The organism is Pseudomonas baltica, assembly GCF_014235765.1.
In the GTDB taxonomy this organism is placed as follows: Bacteria; Pseudomonadota; Gammaproteobacteria; order Pseudomonadales; family Pseudomonadaceae; genus Aquipseudomonas; species Aquipseudomonas baltica.
The window spans coordinates 1,290,694-1,311,449 of record NZ_JACMYH010000001.1 but is presented as its reverse complement, the minus strand read 5'-3'; the positions used below and the strand labels follow the sequence as shown (position 1 = coordinate 1,311,449).

The 20,756-nt window shown below is 63.4% G+C and carries 18 protein-coding genes and 2 tRNA genes; 11 read left to right on the top strand and 9 right to left on the bottom strand.

The genetic code is table 11. The features are described from left to right. Positions 1-219: 219 nt before the first annotated feature. Positions 220-1,140, bottom strand: a complete 921-nt coding sequence (rdgC, locus tag H7993_RS05825; protein ID WP_185793756.1) for a recombination-associated protein RdgC — start codon at positions 1,138-1,140, stop codon at positions 220-222. Positions 1,141-1,301: 161 nt separating this feature from the next. Here rdgC and H7993_RS05820 point away from each other — a divergent pair. Continuing rightward, positions 1,302-1,377: transfer RNA gene (locus H7993_RS05820), tRNA-Val, on the top strand. A 19-nt stretch (positions 1,378-1,396) separates the two neighbouring features. Next, a tRNA-Asp gene (locus H7993_RS05815) sits at positions 1,397-1,473 on the top strand. Between the two features lie 217 nt (positions 1,474-1,690). Here H7993_RS05815 and H7993_RS05810 read toward each other — a convergent pair. The 3 genes from H7993_RS05810 to H7993_RS05800 all read right to left on the bottom strand — a co-directional run bounded on the left by H7993_RS05810 (position 1,691) and on the right by H7993_RS05800 (position 5,520). Further along, complete coding sequence (locus tag H7993_RS05810; protein ID WP_122478939.1) at positions 1,691-2,131, bottom strand: CBS domain-containing protein; 441 nt, start codon at positions 2,129-2,131, stop codon at positions 1,691-1,693. Between the two features lie 144 nt (positions 2,132-2,275). Then, a complete protein-coding gene (locus H7993_RS05805; RefSeq protein ID WP_185793755.1) occupies positions 2,276-2,716 on the bottom strand; it encodes a hypothetical protein in 441 nt (146 codons plus the stop codon). Between the two features lie 50 nt (positions 2,717-2,766). After that, entirely contained in the window at positions 2,767-5,520 is a 2,754-nt protein-coding gene (locus H7993_RS05800) for a response regulator (protein WP_185794186.1), read from the bottom strand. Between the two features lie 284 nt (positions 5,521-5,804). On the opposite strand from H7993_RS05800, the gene cysM reads away from it, so the two are divergent. The 5 genes from cysM to H7993_RS05775 all read left to right on the top strand — a co-directional run bounded on the left by cysM (position 5,805) and on the right by H7993_RS05775 (position 11,858). After that, positions 5,805-6,707, top strand: coding sequence for a cysteine synthase CysM (gene cysM / locus H7993_RS05795; protein ID WP_163007601.1), 903 nt, complete (start codon positions 5,805-5,807; stop codon positions 6,705-6,707). Then, on the top strand, positions 6,707-8,098 hold the full coding sequence (gene rlmD, locus H7993_RS05790; protein WP_185793754.1) for a 23S rRNA (uracil(1939)-C(5))-methyltransferase RlmD: 1,392 nt from the start codon (positions 6,707-6,709) through the stop codon (positions 8,096-8,098). The genes cysM and rlmD overlap by 1 nt, the downstream gene beginning before the upstream one ends. Before the next feature lie 76 nt (positions 8,099-8,174). Continuing rightward, positions 8,175-10,418, top strand: coding sequence for a GTP diphosphokinase (gene relA, locus H7993_RS05785; RefSeq protein WP_122478932.1), 2,244 nt, complete (start codon positions 8,175-8,177; stop codon positions 10,416-10,418). 37 nt (positions 10,419-10,455) lie between these two features. Continuing rightward, positions 10,456-11,289: a nucleoside triphosphate pyrophosphohydrolase gene (gene mazG, locus H7993_RS05780; RefSeq protein ID WP_185793753.1), complete on the top strand. Its 834-nt coding sequence runs from the start codon at positions 10,456-10,458 to the stop codon at positions 11,287-11,289. Between the two features lie 26 nt (positions 11,290-11,315). Then, a complete protein-coding gene (locus H7993_RS05775) occupies positions 11,316-11,858 on the top strand; it encodes a DUF2058 domain-containing protein (RefSeq protein ID WP_122797447.1) in 543 nt (180 codons plus the stop codon). Positions 11,859-11,912: 54 nt separating this feature from the next. Here the strand turns inward: H7993_RS05775 and H7993_RS05770 are convergent, their stop codons facing one another. The 5 genes from H7993_RS05770 to purM all read right to left on the bottom strand — a co-directional run bounded on the left by H7993_RS05770 (position 11,913) and on the right by purM (position 16,443). Further along, positions 11,913-12,095 (bottom strand): hypothetical protein, encoded by a 183-nt coding sequence (locus H7993_RS05770; protein ID WP_185793752.1) that lies wholly within the window; start codon positions 12,093-12,095, stop codon positions 11,913-11,915. A 241-nt stretch (positions 12,096-12,336) separates the two neighbouring features. After that, positions 12,337-13,689 carry a dicarboxylate/amino acid:cation symporter gene (locus H7993_RS05765; RefSeq protein ID WP_185793751.1) on the bottom strand — a complete coding sequence of 451 codons (1,353 nt, stop codon included), beginning with the start codon at positions 13,687-13,689 and terminating at the stop codon, positions 12,337-12,339. A gap of 329 nt (positions 13,690-14,018) precedes the next feature. Next, the gene (locus H7993_RS05760) at positions 14,019-14,729 is read right to left on the bottom strand and encodes a DUF3108 domain-containing protein (protein WP_122478924.1); all 711 of its coding nucleotides are present in this window, start codon (positions 14,727-14,729) and stop codon (positions 14,019-14,021) included. An 8-nt stretch (positions 14,730-14,737) separates the two neighbouring features. Next, on the bottom strand, positions 14,738-15,385 hold the full coding sequence (gene purN / locus H7993_RS05755) for a phosphoribosylglycinamide formyltransferase (protein WP_122478922.1): 648 nt from the start codon (positions 15,383-15,385) through the stop codon (positions 14,738-14,740). Further along, complete coding sequence (gene purM / locus H7993_RS05750) at positions 15,385-16,443, bottom strand: phosphoribosylformylglycinamidine cyclo-ligase (protein ID WP_122478920.1); 1,059 nt, start codon at positions 16,441-16,443, stop codon at positions 15,385-15,387. The genes purN and purM overlap by 1 nt, the downstream gene beginning before the upstream one ends. 245 nt (positions 16,444-16,688) lie before the next feature. Between purM and H7993_RS05745 the strand changes: the two genes are divergently transcribed. The 4 genes from H7993_RS05745 (at position 16,689) to H7993_RS05730 (ending at position 20,696) form a co-directional block, all read left to right on the top strand. Continuing rightward, positions 16,689-17,732 carry a DUF2066 domain-containing protein gene (locus H7993_RS05745; protein ID WP_185793750.1) on the top strand — a complete coding sequence of 348 codons (1,044 nt, stop codon included), beginning with the start codon at positions 16,689-16,691 and terminating at the stop codon, positions 17,730-17,732. 81 nt (positions 17,733-17,813) lie between these two features. After that, entirely contained in the window at positions 17,814-18,887 is a 1,074-nt protein-coding gene (locus tag H7993_RS05740; RefSeq protein ID WP_122478916.1) for an AI-2E family transporter, read from the top strand. Between the two features lie 155 nt (positions 18,888-19,042). Beyond that, on the top strand, positions 19,043-19,747 hold the full coding sequence (gene hda, locus H7993_RS05735) for a DnaA regulatory inactivator Hda (protein WP_122478914.1): 705 nt from the start codon (positions 19,043-19,045) through the stop codon (positions 19,745-19,747). A 313-nt stretch (positions 19,748-20,060) separates the two neighbouring features. Next, positions 20,061-20,696, top strand: coding sequence for a C40 family peptidase (locus H7993_RS05730; protein ID WP_122478913.1), 636 nt, complete (start codon positions 20,061-20,063; stop codon positions 20,694-20,696). Positions 20,697-20,756: the final 60 nt, after the last annotated feature.

Sequence of the window (20,756 nt, the reverse complement as noted above, 5' to 3'; positions counted from 1 at the left end):
TCCGCGGCCGCGAAAGCCACACCACGGTCTGCCTGACTCACCGCAGCGCCCCTTCGCGGGCAGCGCTCACTCCCACAGAAATCGCGCACCCCCTGTAGGAGCGGTCCGCGGCCGCGAAAGCCGCACCACGGTCTGCCTGACTCACCGCAGAGCCCACCCCCACAGAAATCGCGCAACCCCTGTGGGAGCGGGCTCTGCCCGCGAAGGGCGCGCTGCCGGTCAAATCCCCTGGGGCAGCTCTTCGCCGCCCAGCGCCTCGAACAGCACGGGCAGGAATTCACCGAAGGTCAGCATCATCAAGGTAAAGCTGGCATCCAGCTGCCCCAGCGCTTCCTCGCCACCGTCCTGCTCGGCTTGATCCTGCAGCAATTCCTCGAACTTCAAACGCTTGACCACCATCTTGTCATCCAGCACGAATGACAGCTTGTCCTGCCACGCCAGCGACAACTGGGTAACCTGCTTGCCAGTGCTCAGGTGCAATTGGATCTCGTCGCTGGTCAGATCCTGGCGCTTGCAACGCACGATACCGCCATCTTCATGGGTGTCGCGCAGTTCGCACTCGTCCAGAACATGGAAGTCATCGGCCGCTTTCTGCGTCTTCACCCACTCGGTCATGGTCGCGGTCGGCGCCACCTTCACGGTCAGCGGGCGCACCGGCAACGAGCCGATCACCTCACGCAGGGTCGACAGCAGATCTTCGGCGCGTTTCGGGCTGGCCGAATTGACCAGGATCAAGCCTTGCTTGGGCGCAATGGCGGCGAAGGTCGACGAGCGACGAATGAACGCGCGCGGCAGGAAGGCCTGGATGATCTCGTCCTTGATCTGGTCGCGTTCCTTCTTGTAGACCTTGCGCATCTGCTCGGCCTCGATCTCCTCGACCTTCTCCTTGACCGCGTCACGCACGACACTGCCCGGCAGGATGCGCTCTTCCTTGCGTGCGGCGATCAGCATGAAATCCTGGCTGACATGCACGAACGGGGCGTCTTCGCCTTTGCCGAACGGCGCCACGAAACCGTAGGTGGTCAGTTCCTGGCTGGCACATGGGCGTGCCGGTTTAGTCGCCAGTGCGGTTTCCAAAGCCTCGGCGTCGAAGGGGATATCCTGGGTAAGACGGTAGACAAGCAGGTTTTTGAACCACATGGGGTGAAGCACTCCTCAACATTAGGCAGGCATTATTCTCCGTGTGCGAAGCCGACGCCATCCCTGTGCTAAGTGTTTGGAAGGCCTCGAAAATTTTTTTGAAAAAGTGCTTGCCAGAGTTTGGGTCGCTCCGTAGAATGCGCGCCACACCGAGAGACAAAGGGTGATTAGCTCAGCCGGGAGAGCATCTGCCTTACAAGCAGAGGGTCGGCGGTTCGATCCCGTCATCACCCACCAATCTCTCTCAGTGTTACGCGCAGCGGTAGTTCAGTCGGTTAGAATACCGGCCTGTCACGCCGGGGGTCGCGGGTTCGAGTCCCGTCCGCTGCGCCATTAATTCCGCCTCAGAGCCCTTGAACTCTCTGAAGCAAAAAAAAGCGACCTTCGGGTCGCTTTTTTTTTGTCCAGAATTCCTGCCCGCAGGCAGCCCGTGGGATCAATGTGTGGGAGTGGGCCGCGAAATTTGTGGGAGCAGGCTCTGCCCGCGAAGCAGGCGCTGCCGTGTGTCAGGGGTAGCACAGCTCCCACAGGGTTTACCACGCTGGCTGCTTCATTCGCCGCGGATGTACTGCTGCAGCTGCTCGATCAGGCTGGCTTGTTCGGCGATGGCTTCCTTGACCAGGTCACCGATGGATAGCAGCCCCAGCAGTTGGCCGTTGTCGACCACCGGCAGGTGGCGCAGACGACCCTCGGTCATCAATGCCATGCAATGATCGATGTTCTGTTGGGGAGTCACGGTGATCACATGGGCGCTCATGATCTCGCTGACCGGCGTGCCAATCGACGAGCGCCCCAGCAGCACCATCTTGCGTGCATAGTCGCGCTCGCTGACGATACCCACCACGCGCCCCTCGACCACCACCGGCAGGGCGCCGACATTCATCTGCGCCATGAGCTTGAGGGCATCGAACACCATCTGTTGCGGCTCGATGGTGTGCACCTGCTGGTTGTGCTGGACTTTACTCTTCAACAGTTCCGCGACGGTTTTCATGGGCTATGGCTCCAGGGAAAGGCGAGTGCAGCTAAAGCGCCCTCGTGTGCCGTGGCGCCATGTCAATTAGTCCACGTTCCGCACCGTCCGCTGCATCCCCAAAGCGAACACCACATGCCCAACTGCGTTATGCGGCTGCCGCGTTCAGCCCGCCGGGGCGGCCTGGCACTGTCGGCAGATATGCTTGCCATTGCGATTGGCCCAGCCCAGTTCGGCAATGCGCGCCTCCGCTGCAGGTTTCTGCGCCTTGGTACCGAGCTTGGCGTCCACCGCAAATTCGAAGTCGAGGACCTTGCCGCAGCTGTCGCAATTGACTTTCCACTGATGGATCGCCAGTTCGCCGAACACCGGGCCGGTGGCCACGGCCACCCACTGGCCAGGCGGGTTGATCAGATGACGGACCTTCTCCACCACCAGGCGCATCGAAAGATCCTTGCTGCCCTTGAGGGTGACCAGCAGGGTGTCGGTGTTGTGGATCGAGCCGCCGTTGCCGGTGACCTGGTAACGGCCGGGCATGAGCGCGCGGCACTCGATCAAGGTGTGCTGCGGGTTGAGCAGACTGAAGCGGAAATCGTGTTCGACCATGGGTCCTCCAAATAGACGCGACATGCTAGCACGCCGGCCACGGCGGGGCCTCAGGCCATCGCGCGGGCCTGTTCCTCGAGGCGAGTGATGGCGTCGTCCAGTTCATTCAGCGCCGCCAAGGCTGCCGGATCGTTCTGCTTGAGCAGGGTTTCGCTGCGCAGGCAGGCCGCACGCAGTTGCGGCACGCCGCAATAGCGTGTGGCGCCGTGCAGGCGATGCACCCGCTCGATCATGGCATTCTGATCGGCATTGATTCGCGCCAGTTGAATGGCTTCGCGGTCGGCCTGCAGTGACGCCAGCAGCATCGCCAGCATGTCGGCGGCCAGATCGGCCTTGCCTGCCGCCAGGCGCAGGCCTTCGGCGGCATCGAGCACCTGCAGGGTATTGCTTTCCAGCGGCAGGTCCGCGGTCTTGTCCAGGCCCTGCGCGCTGAGCGCCAGCCCGGTCCATTTCAGCACCACCTGGGCCAGCTGGCGTTCGCTGATGGGCTTGGTCAGGTAGTCGTCCATGCCGCTCTGCAGCAAGGCCCTCTTTTCATTGGCCATCGCATGGGCAGTCAGCGCCACGATGGGCAGGGCGGCACCGGTCTGGGCACTTTCCCACAGCCGGATGCGCTCGGTGGTTTCGCGGCCGTCCATCTCCGGCATCTGCACGTCCATCAGCACCAGGTCGAGCCCGCCTTCCTGTACGGCCTTGATCGCCGCCGCACCTTTGTCCACCGCACGCACTTCGGCGCCGAGGTCTTCGAGCAGGGTCTGCACCAGCAGCAGGTTGGCCGGATTGTCGTCCACGCACAGCACGCGCGGTGCGCGCTCGCCGCTGCCCTCGGGGCTTTCGTAGCGCAATTGCTTGGGGTTGATCAGGTCCGCCAGCGCTCGGCGCAGTCGGCGTGTGCAACTGGGCTTGGCCTGCAGCTGACGATCCGCATTGGGCACTGCGGCATGGAACAGCGCTTGTTCGGTAGTCGGGCACAGCACCAGCACCTGGCAGCCGCTCTGCTCGATCTCGCGAATCTGCACGCCCAGGCGTTCCGGCGATATCTCATGGGCGGTGATGCCCAGCACGGCCAGATCGAGCGGCTGGCCTGCCTGCCGCGCAGCGTGGGTGGCCAGTACCAGCTTGTCCAGCGACTTGAAGTCGGTGACGTCCAGGCCACAGTCTTCGAGCTGATGCTGCAGGGCCTGCCGCGCCAGTTCATGGCCATCGACGATCGCGATGCGACGGCCGAGCAGGGGCGCCGACGGCAGGTCCTCGGCATCGTCGCGCGCCTTGGGCAGATTGAGGCTGATCCAGAATTCCGAGCCCTCGCCGGGCGTGCTGTCGACCCCGATCTCGCCACCCATCTGTTCGACCAGACGCTTGGAGATCACCAGCCCCAGGCCCGTGCCGCCGGGCTGCCGCGACAGCGAGTTGTCGGCCTGGCTGAACGCCTGGAACAGCGCCCGCACATCCTGGCCGGACAGGCCGATACCGGTGTCCTGGACACTGATGCGCAGTTGCACGCTGTCTTCGTTCTCGTCCTCCATCATGGCGCGGGCGACGATGGTGCCCTCGCGCGTGAACTTGATGGCGTTGCTGACCAGGTTGGTCAGGATCTGCTTGAGCCGCAGCGGGTCGCCGACCAGCGACAGCGGGGTGTCGCGGTAGACCAGGCTGACCAGTTCGAGCTGCTTGGCATGGGCGGCGGGTGCGAGGATGGTCAGCGTGTCCTGCAGCAGGTCGCGCAGATTGAAGGGAATATTGTCGAGTACCAGCTTGCCGGCCTCGATCTTCGAGAAGTCGAGGATTTCATTGATGATGCCGAGCAGGCTGTCTGCGGATTTCTCGATGGTGCCCAGGTAATCCAGCTGGCGCGGGGTGAGCTCGCTTTTCTGCAGTAGATGAGTGAAGCCCAGTATGCCGTTGAGTGGGGTCCTGATTTCGTGACTCATGTTGGCGAGGAATTCGGATTTGATCCGGCTCGCTTCCAACGCTTCCTTGCGCGCCAGGTCCAGTTCGATGTTCTGGATCTCGATGGTTTCCAGGTTCTGCCGGACGTCTTCGGTGGCCTGGTCGATGCTGTGCTGCAGTTCTTCCTGGGCGTCCTGCAGGGTTTCGGCCATGCGATTGATGCCGGCGGCCAGGGCGTCCATTTCATGGCTGCCCATGGCCGGTACGCGACTTTCCAGATTGCCGTCCTTGATCTGCGTGACGGTGTCCTTGATCTGCCGAATCGGCGCACTGATGCTGCGACTCATGTGCGCGGCAAGCAGCGCGGTGATGCTCAGCCCGGTGAGGATCAGCAGCAGGCTGGCGAACAGGCTGCGGTAGCCGCGCAGCAAGGTGCCGTCATGGGACAGTTCCAGTTCGACCCAGCCCAGCAGGTGATCGACTTCGCCGGGCACCTCGTCACTGGCCAGGTCGCGATGGCGGCCGAACACGGGCATCAGATAGCGCGTGGCGTCGAAGCCGCTGCGCTGCAGCGAGTGCGTGCTGTTGCCGATCGGCACCGCGTTGAGCATCATCGGCCCGGCATGGGCGAGCAGCGTCCTGTCCGCCCCCAGGAAGGTCACCGAGCGCACGTCGGTCAGCTCCAGGGACTGCGCGGCGATGCGCTCCAGGCGCTCGCGGTCCTTGGCCGCCAGTGCCGGTGCGGCCAGCGGCGCGAGCTGTTCGGAAATCATGTCGCCGCGCTGCAGCAACTGCCGCTGCAGGTCGGACTGCTGCATCCAGGTGAAATAACCCCCCAGGATCAGCGCCATGCAGGTGGCCGGAATGAGCGCGAGCAACAGCACGCGGGTTTTGATACCGAGTTTCTTCAACACGCCGCAGGCGCCTTTCTGACTGAGCAATGCTGGGAAAATACAGCGGGGCGTGCCGATGCGCCAGTCGCGCGCGCCGCGGCGTTGGGCCAATGGCATGTGCAAGGTCGCCAGGGGCTGAACCAGAACGACCAAAGGTCATGGAAGGGCATTGGACTTGCGCGTGTGAAGGTGCCGCACCGGCTGCTTATGCTTTCGCGCTATAAGGTGCGCACTTTGCGTGATATGGGTAGGCGCCGTTTGCCGGTATGATAGGCCACCCCCGCAGTCTGGATTGCGAATACGCCATGACCCCGCAGTACCTAACCATCGCCGACTGCGTCGGCAACACGCCGCTGGTGCGCCTGCAGCGCCTGGCCGGCGAGACCAGCAACACCTTGCTGCTCAAGCTGGAAGGCAACAACCCGGCCGGTTCCGTGAAGGACCGCCCGGCGCTGTCGATGATCAGCCGCGCCGAAAGCCGCGGGCAGATCCAGCCCGGCGACACCCTGATCGAAGCGACCTCCGGCAATACCGGTATCGCCCTGGCCATGGCGGCGGCGATCAAGGGCTACAAGATGATCCTGATCATGCCCGACAACTCGACAGCCGAGCGCAAGGCGGCCATGACCGCCTATGGCGCCGAGCTGATCCTGGTCACCCGCGAGCAGGGCATGGAAGGCGCGCGTGACCTGGCCGAGCGCATGCAGCGCGAAGGGCGCGGCAAGGTCCTCGACCAGTTCGCCAATGGCGACAACCCCGAGGCGCACTATCGCAGCACCGGCCCCGAGATCTGGCAGCAGACCGCCGGTACCATTACCCATTTCGTCAGTTCCATGGGCACCACCGGCACCATCATGGGCACCTCTCGTTTTCTCAAGGAACAGAACCCTGCGGTGCAGATCGTTGGCCTGCAACCCATGGAGGGGGCTGCCATTCCCGGCATCCGCCGCTGGCCGGAAGAATACCTGCCGCGCATCTACGAGGCCGATCGGGTCGATCGGATCATCGACATGGCCCAGCACGAAGCCGAAGAAACCACCCGTCGGCTGGCGCGCGAAGAAGGCATCTTCTGCGGCGTGTCGTCCGGCGGCGCGGTGGCAGGCATGCTGCGCCTGTCGCGCGAAGTGAGCAATGCGGTCATCGTCGCGATCATCTGCGACCGCGGCGACCGCTACCTGTCCAGCGGCATCTTCGACGCGCCCAACTGATGGCCAGAACCAAACCGGGCCTGCGCTTCCAGCCGACAGGCGGCACCCGTGCGCCACAGGTACCGACCGGCAAGAAACAGCGCCTGCCGATCGAGCGCCTGGCCAACGACGGCCGCGGCATTGCCTTCTTCGAAGGCCGGACGTGGTTCGTCAGTGGCGCCCTGGCCGGCGAGCAGGTCGAGGCGCGGGTGCTCAATGCCCACGGCAAGATCGTCGAAGCGCGCTGCGAGCGCGTGCTCGTGGCCAGCGAACTGCGCCGCCCGGCGCCGTGTCCGCATTTCGGCACCTGCGGTGGCTGCAGCCTCCAGCACCTGCCGCACGACCGGCAGTTGGCGCTCAAGCAAGGTCTGCTGGCCGAGCAGTTGTCGCGCGTGGCCGGAGTCGCGCCCGAGCAATGGGCAGCACCGTTGAGCGGGCCCGAGCTGGGCTATCGCCGACGCGCCCGGCTGGCAGTGCGCTGGGATCCCAAGGCGCGTCATCTGGCCGTGGGCTTTCGCGCTGCAGCCAGCCAGGACATCGTCGACATCAGCCAGTGCCAGGTGCTGGTGCCGGCGTTGCAGCCGGTCATCGAGCAGTTGCCACAGCTGCTGCGCAGCTTCGTCAAACCTCAGTCGCTGGGCCACGTCGAGCTGTACGCGGGTACCGCACTGGCCTTGCTGCTTCGTCATACCGCCGCGCTGGCCGATACTGACCTGGCGGCGCTGCAGGCCTTCTGCACGGACCTGGGCCTGCAGTTGTGGCTGCACGGCGAAGGCGAGCCGGCACCGCTGGTCGCAGGCGCAACGCTGGGGTTCGCCCTGGCGCCCTGGGGACTCGAGCTGGCGTACCGACCCGGTGACTTCGTCCAGGTTAACGCGGCCGTCAACGATGCCATGATCGCCCAGGCGCTGGACTGGCTGGCACCCGAACCCCACGATCGAGTCCTGGATCTGTTCTGCGGGCTCGGCAACTTCGCCTTGCCCCTGGCCCAGCGCGCGCGCGAAGTGGTGGCGGTCGAAGGCGTGGCGGCCATGGTGCGGCGTGCTGCCGACAATGCCGCTGGCAACAATTTGCATAACACTGGTTTTTACCAGAGCGACCTGTCGCAGCCTCTGGACGCCGCCGAGTGGGTGGGTGAAGGTTTTTCTGCGGTACTCTTGGATCCACCTCGCGACGGTGCTTTCGAGGTGGTGCGCACGATCCGCGCACTGGGTGCGCAACGTCTGGTGTATGTCTCCTGTAACCCGGCAACTTTGGCCCGCGATACGGTCGAATTGTTGAGGCAAGGCTACAGGCTAAAACGAGCCGGGATCCTCGACATGTTTCCGCAAACTGCGCATGTCGAGGCCATGGCGTTATTCGAAGCGGGCCAGGATGGCCCGTCCAATCCGACTGGCGCGCGAAACGCCTGACCATTGCCGGCCCAGCATTGGTCATAGCCAGCGACTGTTGATGCGCTTCGGCGTGTTGTAGGGAAAGGTAAGCAAGATGGTACAGGTGAGAGCACGCCAGCCGATCAACACCGACGGCAGTATCAATCTCGATGCATGGCTGGATCATATCGTCAGCGTGGATCTGGTGCTGGATCGCGAGGCCCTGAAGCAGGCCTGCGAGTTCGCCCAGGCCGCCGAACTGGTCGGCAACCCGGCCCAGCATTCCTGGGCCGACGGCACGTCGTGTTTCCAGGCGGGGCTGGAGATCGCCGAGATTCTCGCCGACCTCAAGCTCGACCAGGATTCGCTCATGGCCGCGGTCATCTACCGCGCGGTCCGCGAGGGCAAGGCGAGCCTGGAAGAGGTCGGCCGGCGCTTCGGCAGCACCGTGTCCAAGCTCATCGACGGCGTGCTGCGCATGGCGGCCATCAGCGCCAGCCTCAGCCCGCGCCAGTCCATGGTGCTGGGCTCGCAGGTACAGGTCGAGAACCTGCGCAAGATGCTCGTGGCCATGGTCGACGATGTTCGCGTGGCGCTGATCAAGCTGGCCGAGCGTACCTGCGCGATCCGCGCGGTGAAGAGCGCCGACGACGAAAAGCGCAACCGCGTGGCCCGCGAGGTGTTCGACATCTATGCACCGCTGGCGCATCGACTGGGCATCGGCCACATCAAATGGGAACTCGAGGACCTGTCGTTCCGCTACCTGGAGCCCGACCAATACAAACAGATCGCCAAGCTGCTGCACGAACGCCGCCTGGATCGCGAGCGTTTCATCACCGAGGTGATGAGCCAGCTGCACAACGAACTGCTCGACACCGGGGTCAAGGCCGACATCAGCGGGCGGGCAAAACACATCTATTCCATCTGGCGCAAGATGCAGCGCAAGGGCCTGGAGTTCAGCCAGATCTACGACGTGCGCGCGGTTCGCGTGCTGGTTCCGGAAATGCGCGATTGCTATACCGCGCTGGGCATCGTGCACACCCTCTGGCGGCACATCCCCAAGGAGTTCGACGACTACATCGCCAACCCCAAGGAGAACGGCTACCGGTCGCTGCACACTGCGGTGATCGGTCCCGAGGGCAAGGTGCTTGAAGTGCAGATTCGCACCCACGCCATGCACGAAGAGGCGGAGCTGGGTGTTTGCGCGCACTGGCGCTACAAGGGCACCGATGTCAAGTCCGGGTCCAATCAATACGAAGAAAAGATCTCCTGGCTGCGCCAGGTGCTGGAATGGCACGAGGAGCTGGGCGACATCGGTGGCCTCGCCGACCAGTTGCGGGTCGACATCGAACCCGATCGAGTCTATGTATTCACCCCCGACGGCCACGCCATCGACCTGCCCAAGGGCGCTACGCCCCTGGACTTCGCCTACCGCGTGCACACCGAGATCGGTCACAACTGCCGCGGCGCCAAGATCAACGGCCGCATCGTCCCGCTCAACTACAGCCTGAACACCGGCGAGCAGGTCGAGATCATCACCAGCAAGCACGGCACGCCCAGCCGTGACTGGCTCAACTCCAACCTTGGCTACGTCACCACGTCCCGCGCACGGGCGAAGATCGTCCACTGGTTCAAGTTGCAGGCCCGCGACCAGAACGTCGCCGCCGGCAAGTCGCTGCTCGAGCGCGAGCTCAGTCGCCTGGGCCTGCCTCAGGTCGACTTCGACCAGCTGGCCGAAAAGGCCAACCACAAGGGCGCCGAGGACATGTTCGCCGCCCTCGGCGCGGGCGACCTGCGCCTGGCGCATCTGGTCAATTCGGCGCAGCAACTGGTCGAGCCCGAGCGCGGCAACGAGCCGATGGAGCTGGTCACCCGCAAGGCCACCGGTTACAAGCCTGGCAAGCGCGGCGATATCCAGATCCAGGGCGTCGGCAACCTGATGACGCAGATGGCCGGCTGCTGCCAGCCGCTGCCGGGCGATGCCATCGTCGGCTACATCACCCAGGGCCGCGGCGTGAGCATCCACCGCCAGGACTGCGCATCGGTGCTGCAACTGGGCGGGCGCGAGCCGGAGCGGATCATTCAGGTCAGCTGGGGCCCGGTGCCGGTGCTGACCTATCCGGTCGATATCATCATCCGTGCCTACGACCGTTCGGGCCTGCTGCGCGACGTTTCGCAGATCCTGCTCAACGAGCGGATCAACGTGTTGGCGGTCAATACCCGCTCGAACAAGGAAGACAACACCGCCTTGATGTCGCTGACCATCGAGATCCCCGGCCTCGACGCCCTCGGACGCCTGCTCGGACGCATCTCGCAGTTGCCGAACATCATCGAGACACGCCGTAACCGGACGCCGTGAACCGGCGGATCCCGACACTTTTGCAAAGAGCCCGAGCATGTACACACTGCAAGACCTGCTCAACCTCATGGCCCGGCTGCGAGACCCGCAGCACGGTTGCCCGTGGGATGTGAAGCAAACCTACGCCAGCATCGTGCCGTTCACCCTGGAAGAAGCCTATGAGGTGGCCGACGCCATCGAACGCGAGGACTTCGAGCACCTCCAAGGCGAGCTTGGCGACCTGCTGTTCCAAGTGGTCTATTACAGCCAGCTGGCGCGCGAGGAAGGCCGTTTCGAGTTCGATGGCGTGGTCGATGGCATCACCCGCAAGCTGATTCGCCGCCACCCCCACGTGTTCCCCACCGGCGAGCTCTACGCGGCCCTGGACACGCCGCAGCTGGACGAGCAACAGGTCAAGCAGCGCTGGGAAGAAATCAAAGCCCAGGAGCGTGCCGAGAAGGGCGGGGCGGGCGAGCAGCTGTCGCTGCTTGACGACGTGCCCGCAGCGCTGCCGGCGTTGTCGCGTGCTGCCAAGTTGCAGAAGCGTGCCGCGGTTGTCGGTTTTGACTGGCCGGGACCGCTGCCGGTGCTCGACAAGGTCCGGGAAGAACTCGACGAGGTACTGGAGGCCATGGCCGCCGACGATGCGCCAGCGGTGGCCGAAGAAATCGGCGACCTGTTGTTCAGCGTGGTCAATCTGGCCCGTCACCTCAAGGTCGACCCGGAAAATGCCCTGCGCGGTGCCAACGTCAAGTTCGACAGGCGATTCCGCTTCATCGAGCAGGCATTGCGCGACACCCATACCAACATCGAAGATTGCACCCTGGAAGACATGGACGCCCTGTGGGGCGAGGCCAAACGTCAGGAACAGAATCTGCCCAGCTGTGGCTGAGCCGTTTTATAAGTGAGCAGAACACCATGAGCCTTTCCCTCCGCGACCAATTGTTGAAAGCTGGACTGGTCAACCAGAAGCAGGTCAAGCAAGTCAGCAAGGACAAGCAGAAGCAGAAGCGTCTGGAGAACAAGGGCCAGGTCGAGGTGGACGACACGCAGCAGCGTATCGCCCAGCAAGCCATGGCCGAGAAGGCGCGCCGCGACCAGGAGCTCAATCGCCAGCAGCAGGACAAGGTCGAGGAGAAGGCCCGCGCCGCGCAGGTCAAGCAGTTGATCGAGGCGACCCGGCTGCCCAAGCTCACCACCGAGGACTACTACAACTTCGTCGACGACAAGAAGGTCAAGCGCCTGTCGGTCAACAACCTCATGCGCAGCAAGCTGAGCAACGGTTCGCTGGCGATCGTGCAGCATGGCGGAGGCTATGAGGTGATTCCGCGCGAGGCCGCGCTCAAGGTCCAGGAGCGCGCGCCGCAGCGCATCGTCATGCTCAATGTGGCCACCGAAGAAGTCGAGTCGGCAGAAGATCCATACGCCGCCTACAAGATTCCGGACGACCTGATGTGGTAACGCCCTGAAACGACAAACCCCGCCTGAGCGGGGTTTTTCTTGCGCGGCGAACGGTCAATTCGAAGGGCGTTGGCTTTCGAGTGTTTCCAGTTCGTTCTTGTAGCTGTGGGCATCGTTCTCGTTGTGGAACATCCCTACCAACAGGTCCTGCTGATAGACATCCCAGATCTGGATGCCTGCCGCCACGCCTTCGTGGGACATATGGGCTTCGTCGCGTTCGGTCACTTTTACAGTCATGGGAAAGCTCCTTTCTCGAATATCTGCAACCTGGCGTGTGCAGGTCTTTGTTATAGAGTTGGGTAGCTTGCTAAGTAAACAGACGAATCCTGCAACAGTTTTTTACTGAAATAGCAGCAATCGGCAAACGCCCGTGGGGCGTGCGCTGCGGCGGATTGTCGCAGCGGGTTCAGTGCTGTGAAACAAATTTCATCCAACAAAAAACCCATCCGAAGATGGGTTTTTTTATCGCTGCACGGGATCAGCGAAGGGTAGTGCTCTGTGGCGTGGTGTCGGCATCACGGCCTTCGGCAACGCCCAGGTCGTCTTCCGGACGGCCGTCGACGATGGCGCGGCCACCGGAAGCCAGCTCGGTCTGCAGGACTTTCTCGTCCAGCTCGCCTACCCACTTGGCAACCACCAGGGTGGCAACCGCGTTACCGACCAGGTTGGTCAGCGCGCGCGCTTCGGACATGAAGCGGTCGATACCCAGGATCAGTGCCAGGCCTGCGACCGGCAGTTGGCCAACGGCCGACAGAGTAGCGGCCAGCACGATGAAGCCCGAACCGGTGACACCGGCAGCGCCCTTGGAAGACAGCAACAGCACCAGCAGCAGAGTGATCTGGTGAGTCAGGTCCATGGTGGTGTCGGTCGCCTGGGCGATGAACACGGCGGCCATGGTCAGGTAGATCGAGGTACCGTCCAGGTTGAACGAGTAGCCAGTTGGAATGACCAGGCCTACGACCGACTTCTGCGCGCCCAGGCGTTCCATCTTGATCAGCATGCGTGGCAGTGCCGATTCCGAGGAAGACGTGCCCAGAACGATCAGCAGCTCTTCACGGATGTAGCGGATGACCTTGACCACGCTGAAACCGTGAGCGCGGCAGATGGCGCCCAGCACCAGCAGCACGAACAGTACGCAAGTGACGTAGAAGCAGATCATCAACTGGCCCAGTTGCACCAGCGAACCCACGCCGTAGGCGCCGATGGTGAAGGCCATGGCACCGAACGCACCCAGCGGCGCCAGCTTCATGATCATGTTGATGATGTTGAACATGGCGTGGGCGAAGCGATCGATCAGGTCCAGCAACGGCTTGCCGTAGGCACCCAGGCGATGCAGGGCGAAACCGAAGATCACCGAGAACATCAGTACCTGAAGGATATCGCCGTTGGCGAAGGCGCCGACGATGGTGTTCGGGATCACGTTGAGGATGAAGCCGACGATGCTCTGGTCAGCGCCTGCCGAAACGTAGCTGGCGATCTTGCTGGCGTCCAGGGTCGATACGTCGACGTGCATGCCGGCACCGGGCTGGACCACGTTGACCACGACCAGGCCGATGATCAGCGCCAGGGTCGAGACGACTTCGAAGTACAGCAGGGCGTAGCCACCGGTCTTGCCGACCGACTTCATGCTCTGCATGCCGGCGATGCCGCTGACCACGGTGCAGAAGATGATGGGGGCGATGACCATCTTGATCAGCTTGATGAAGCCGTCGCCGAAAGGCTTGAGCTTGACCGCGAACTGAGGGTAGAAGTGGCCGATCAGAATACCGATGATGATCGCGACGATCACCTGGAAATACAGCGATTTGTACAGCGGCTGACGAGTCGTCATTTTGCAAGTTCCTCAAGTGTATCGCCTGGCACCCGTTCCGGAGTGTTCGCGACACCTAAAGCACGAACCCTCCTGTCTGGAGGGATTTGTTGTGGGCGAGTTGCACGGTGGCAAACCTCTGCGGAATGTATTGCAGGTGCCGTGCCATAGTTGCGTACTGATGGCACAACACGGGTGGCTGTGGCCTGGGCAGGCGTATGGTTGTCGTCACATAGCTGTACAAGTGGCGGGAATCCGCCCTGTGCGCCTCCCCGCGCCGAAACCGTGGCGGATATCCGCCCACGAAAAAGGGCCCCGCAGGGCCCTTGTCGTTACCGCAACGCAGCCACTCAGCTGCCTTTTACTGATTTGCCGTCCACCGTGCCGTCCTGCAGCATGATGTTGTACTCCTTGCCGTCGGTCTCGACCTGCTGCAGGCGCACCAGCAGGTAGTCCCAATCCTTGGCGAACCAGAGCACGGTGATGCGCTTGCTTTGGGTGGGATCGCGCACGCGCTCGACCTTGATCGCGTCGACCTGGCCCGCCTTGGTCTCGACCTTCTCGGTACCCAGCACGCGGAAGTCGTAGGTGTCGATCTCGTCGCCATCGACCACCTGGTAGCTCATGCTCTTCTTGCCTGCGGCAACGTCGTGCTGCAGAGCCAGCTGATAGGTGGATTTGTCCAGGACGCCGGTGTTGAGGGGCAGGTTGATCGGGTCGCCTCGGTCGGTACCGGTGACCTTCTTGGCCGCCCAGTCGAAGTCGAGGTTGACCTTGCGGGCCTTGCCCAGCCCGCCACGTTCGAAATTGTAGGTCTCGGGCAGCATGGCTTCCTTGTCGACACGCAGGGTGCTGACTTCACTCAGGCTGGCAATCATCATCGAGGCCTTGAATGCCAGCGTCCAATCGCCATTGGCGCCTTTGCTCAGGCTGCGCTCGGCAGTGCCGCTCATGGGCAGCTGTTTCCAGTCGGCCGTGTAGCTGGCGGAAAAGGGCTTGAGCTCTGCGGCGTGAAGCGGAAGGGCCAGCAGGGCAACGGCGAAGAGCAGGGCGCGACGCATATAAACTCCTAGAGTCGAATCAAATGGCCACAAGCCGGTAACGGCTGGCCATCGAGCAGTGCACCCTGTTCGCCCAGGCGCACACGGCCTTCGGCGAACCAGCGCACTGCCAGCGGGTAGATCTGGTGTTCCTGGGCATGCACCCGTTGCGCCAGGGTGTCTGGCGTGTCGGTCGACTGTACCGGAATCACTGCCTGTACGACCAGTGGCCCGCCATCGAGTTCCTCGGTGACGAAGTGCACGCTGCAGCCATGCTCCCGGTCCCCGGCCTCGAGCGCGCGACGGTGGGTATGCAGACCCTTGTAACGCGGCAGCAGGGAGGGATGGATGTTGAGCAGACGGCCCTGGTAGTGGCGCACGAAAGACGGGCTGAGGATGCGCATGAAGCCGGCGAGGACCACCAGGTGGGGTTGGTACCGGTCGACGAGGTCGATCAGGGCAGCATCGAAGGCTTCGCGGTCGGCGAACCCCTGATGCTCCAGTACGCGTGCCTCGATGCCTGCATCGCGTGCGCGCTGCAGGCCAAGGGCATCGGCCCGGTTGGAAACCACCGCGGCGATGCGGGCGGGGTTGCCTGCCTGCAGGCTGTCGAGCAAGGCCTGCAGGTTGCTGCCAGTGCCCGACAGCAGCACCACGACGTTACAGGTCGAAGGCATCAGTGAGCCTTGAGGTTCTTCAGTTCGACCTGTGCGGCACCTTCAGCGGCCTGGGCGATTTCACCGATGACCCAAGGTTGCTCGCCGGCGGCGCGCAGGGACGCCAGCGTTTTCTCGACATCGGCCTGGGCCACGCAGATGACCATGCCAACGCCGCAGTTCAGCACCCGGTGCATCTCGTGCTCATCGACGTTGCCCTGCTGCTGCAGCCAGTCGAACACCGCAGGACGCTGCCAGCTGGCGACGTCGACCACGGCCTGGGCACCCTTGGGCAGGACCCGCGGGATATTGTCGAGCAGCCCGCCGCCGGTGATGTGGGCCATGGCCTTGACGGCTCCGGTGTCCTTGATCAGTTGCAGCAGGGGTTTGACGTAGATGCGCGTGGGTGCCATCAGCAGGTCGGTCAACGGCTTGCCGTCGAGCTCGACGGTCTCGATGTCGGCACCGGCGACTTCGATGATCTTGCGCACCAGCGAATAGCCGTTGGAGTGAGGGCCCGAAGACGGCAGGGCGATCAACGCGTCGCCGTTGGCGACCTTGCTGCCGTCGATGATCTCGGCCTTCTCGACCACACCCACGCAGAAGCCGGCCAGGTCGTAGTCTTCGCCTTCGTACATGCCCGGCATCTCGGCCGTCTCGCCGCCTACCAGAGAGCAACCGGCCAGTTCGCAGCCGGCGCCGATGCCGGTGACCACGGTGGCGGCGGTGTCGACGTTGAGCTTGCCGGTGGCGTAGTAGTCGAGGAAGAACAGCGGCTCGGCGCCACACACCACCAGGTCGTTGACGCACATGGCAACCAGGTCGATGCCGATGCTTTCATGGCGATTGAGGTTCAGTGCCAGGCGCAGCTTGGTCCCCACGCCGTCGGTGCCCGACACCAGCACGGGCTGCTTGTAGCCGGCCGGGATTTCGCACAAGGCACCAAAACCGCCCAGGCCGCCCATGACCTCGGGGCGCGCGGTACGCTTGGCGACGCCTTTGATGCGTTCGACCAATGCTTCACCGGCGTCGATGTCTACACCGGCGTCCTTGTAGCTCACGGAGGGTTTATTGCTCATGATCCAGGCCTTTAAAGGAGGGAGTCGGGGGAGTCGACCGTCGTCGATCCACGAAGGCGCGCGATTTTATCAGGCTTGTCCGAACGTCACCAGCGCGGTTCGACGGTTGTGCCATTGCCGGCTTGCGCCCGCCCGCAGCCAAGGCGCGCGCGGGCATGCTACATTGGGCGCCGAGCTTGACCACTGAGCTTTTTGCCGATTGTACGGTCACAGCCTCAATCCGCTATTACCGTCGGGAAACGTCCATGCGTCTGCGCCACTACCTGCTAGCCACCTGCATTACCCTGTCGAGCGTGCCGCTGCACGCCGAAACAATCAGCAACCTGTATCAGGTGCGCGAGCCCGTGGCCAGCCAGACGCCCGAAGAGCGTACCCAGGCCACCCAGCGTGCGCTGGAAACCCTGGTGCTGCGCCTGACCGGCGACGCCAAGGCGTTTGCCAGCCCAGGCCTGGCCAGCGTGCGCAAGGATCCACAGCAGATCATCAGCCAGTACGGCTACGATGCAGGCCCGCCCGAGTCGCTGCAGGTCGATTTCGACATGGCCAGCACCGACACCGCCTTGCGCTCGGCGGGTCTGCCGACCTGGGGCAGCAATCGGCCTTCGATCCTGGGCTGGTGGTTGAGCGACAGCGTCGAGGGCAGCAGCCTGGTCGGTGACGGCCAATCCGCCGCCGAGCCGCTGCGCCGCGCCGCACAGCATCGCGGTCTGCCATTGCGCCTGCCCCTGGCCGACCTCGGCGAGCAGGGCGTGGGGACTGCACAGAACCTCGAAGCCAGCGACCCGGCGGCGCTGCGTGGCGCGTCCGAGCGCTACGGTGCCGATGGCCTGCTGGCTGTGCATTCGCGCGAGGAGGAAGGCAAATGGTCGGGCACCTGGCGCCTGTGGCTGGGCAACCAGCGCGAACAGGGCAAGGCCGAGGGCGCCGACCAGGCGGCCCTTGCCGATGCCGTGCTGCTGGCCGTCAGTCAGCGCCTGGCCACGCGTTTCGTGGCCAAGCCCGGCGCCAGTAGCGAAATGACCCTGGCAGTCGAAGGCATGAACCTGGAGCGTTACGCGCAGATGGGTCGCCTGCTTGAATCCTACGGTGCGCGCCTGCGCACGGTGGACGGCGACAAGGTCGTCTACCGCGTGACGGGCAGTGCCGAGCAGTTGCGCGCGCAACTGGGCCTGGCCAAGCTGCAGGAGGTGCCGTACCAGGCGCCCGTGGTACCGGTCGATGCCCAGGCGGCTCCCGGCGCGCCGGCGCCAGCGCCCCAGCCCGCGCCGGACCTGAGCTTTCGCTGGTAAGCCAGCGACGCCAATGCGACGCCGCGCTGGCGTCGCACCCAATTCCCGTTTTGTCTCTTCTATATATAGCTGGGCTGTCCGATGACTGATATGCGCCGTTGGTTCTGGCTGGGAGCAGTGCTGCTGCTCTGCGTGTTCTTCTACCTGCTGCATCCGATTCTCTCGCCTTTTCTGGTCGGTATCCTGCTGGCTTATCTCGCGGATCCGCTGGTCGATCGACTGGAGAAATGGAAGCTGTCGCGCACCTGGGGCGTGGTGGTGGTGTTCGCCCTGTTCACGCTGCTGTTGGTGCTGGCGCTGCTGGTGCTCATCCCCATGCTCGCCAAGCAGTTGGTCAGCCTGTACCAGATGGCCCCGCAGATGCTCGACTGGTTGCAGCATTCGGCGCTGCCATGGGTGCAGACGCGGCTGGGCCTGGCCGAAGGATTCTGGAAATTCGACCAGATCAAGGCCGCCATCAGCAGCCATATGGGACAGACCACCGATGTGGTCGGGGTGATCCTGTCCCAGGCCACGGCGTCCGGTCTGGCGTTCATGGCCTGGTTGGCCAACTTCGTGCTGATCCCCGTAGTCGCCTTTTACCTGTTGCGCGACTGGGACCTGATGATGGCGAAAATCCGCGGCCTGCTGCCACGGCAACGGGAAGGGCAGATCGTGCGCCTCGCGGGTGAGTGCCACGAGGTGCTGGGCGCGTTCGTGCGTGGCCAGCTGCTGGTGATGCTGGCCCTGGGTGTCATCTACGCCACCGGATTGATGCTGGTGGGCCTGCAGTTGGGCCTGTTGATCGGCGTCGTGGCCGGGCTTGCGGCCATCGTGCCGTACATGGGCTTCGTCATCGGCATCGGTTCGGCGATCATCGCCGGCCTGTTCCAGTTCGGCCTGGACCCGTTCCATATGATCGCCATCGTCGCCGTATTCATGATCGGCCAGGCGCTGGAGGGCATGGTGCTCACGCCTTTGCTGGTGGGCGATCGCATAGGTCTGCACCCGGTGGCGGTGATCTTCGCCATTCTCGCCGGCGGCGAGCTGTTCGGTTTCACCGGCGTGCTGCTGGCGCTGCCGGTGGCTGCAGTGATCATGGTCCTGGTGCGGCACATGCACGACCTGTACAAGGACTCGAACATCTACGCCGGCTCCGAGGATCCAGACCTGTAAGCGCGGCGGGCCCTGCGGGGCTCGCTGCAGCCAAACTGTAAACCTTTGATTTTCCAAGCAGTGTTGCGCATTGTGCGGCTGCCCGGGCAGGTATAGACTTTGCACACTTCACATTGAGGCCCGTTGCAGCTCGATCCCAGGGCTGTTCAGCCAGCATGAAACCGATTCAGCTGCCCCTAGGTGTGCGTCTGCGGGATGACGCGACCTTCATCAATTACTATCCAGGCGCCAATGCCGCGGCACTCGGCTACGTCGAGCGCCTGTGCGAAGCAGACGCCGGTTGGACCGAAAGCCTCATCTACCTGTGGGGCAAGCACGGGGTAGGGCGCACTCATCTGCTGCACGCAGCCTGCCTGCGTTTCGAGCAACTGGGCGAACCGGCGGTGTACCTGCCGCTGGCCGAACTGCTCGATCGTGGCGTCGGCATCCTCGATGATCTGGCCCAGTACGAGCTGGTGTGCCTGGATGACCTGCATGTGGTGGCCGGCAAGCCGGAGTGGGAAGAAGCTCTGTTCCACCTGTTCAACCGCCTTCGCGACAGTGGCCGCCGGCTGCTGATCGCTGCGTCCCACTCGCCCCGCGAACTGCCGGTGAAGCTTGCCGACCTGAAGTCGCGCCTGACCCTCGCCCTGATCTTCCAGATGCGCCCGCTGTCCGACGAGGACAAACTGCGCGCCCTGCAGCTGCGTGCATCGCGTCGCGGCCTGCACCTGACCGATGAGGTCGGCCATTTCATTCTCACCCGTGGCACGCGCAGCATGAGTGCACTGTTCGAGCTGCTCGAGCGCCTCGATCAGGCCTCGCTGCAGGCGCAGCGCAAGCTGACCATCCCTTTCCTCAAGGAAACGCTGGGGTGGTAGAAAAGGCAGGTCGATTCAGCCGCTCTATGACCTGTTTCACCGGTGTTCCAATCGGTTCTAAGTCCGCCTCTGCAGCATGCTTATCTGTATAGACGTCCAGTCAGGATGGTGGCATTTCGCGATTATCTTTCGACCAATGAATCCGGGGATCCTGCGTTATTATCGTGCAACGGGATGCGAGCGGGGCCGCAAAATGGGGCGTTAGATGTCACCGTAATTCTCCTGAGTCACATTTCGTTCGATTGAATTTGCAAATAATCGCGATACAGGTATAGTCGCTTCTCTTTCACTATTCCTCGTCACGGTCGTGCCCATGCTCAATCGCTTAGCACCCCTCGTGCCCATCGCACTGTTGACCCTTCTGGTCGGTTGCGCGGCGCAAGCGCCGGTCTCCCAGCAGCAGGTTCTGGACCCGGTCACCGCCGTCCAGCCGCATCAATCCCCTTCGAAAGCCTCGCTGCTGTTCGAAGAAGAAATCGCCACCGAAGACGAGCTGGCCCAGTTCGACGGCAGCAAGGGCTACAGCTTGCCGATCCTGGCCGACAGCATCCTTGAGCGTGGCAAATCCCTGATCGGTACCCGCTACCGTTTCGGCGGCACCGACAAGGCTTCCGGTTTCGATTGCAGTGGTTTCATCGGCTATCTGTTTCGCGAAGAGGCGGGCATGAACCTGCCGCGCTCGACTCGCGAGATGATCAACGTCAAGGCCCCACTGGTTGCCCGCAACAAGCTCAAGCCCGGTGACCTGCTGTTCTTCAGCACCAACGGCCGTGGTCGTGTCAGCCATGCCGGCATCTACCTGGGCGATGACCAGTTCATCCACTCCAGCAGCCGCCGCAGCGGTGGCGTTCGCGTAGACAGCCTGGGCGACAGCTACTGGAGCAAGACTTTCATCGAGGCCAAGCGGGCCCTGGCCATGGCGCCCACCACGATGATCTCCAGCAAATAACGGATGCAGCGCAACGAAGCGGCGGTGAGGTGAAAACCTCAGCGCCGTTTGTGTTTTCGG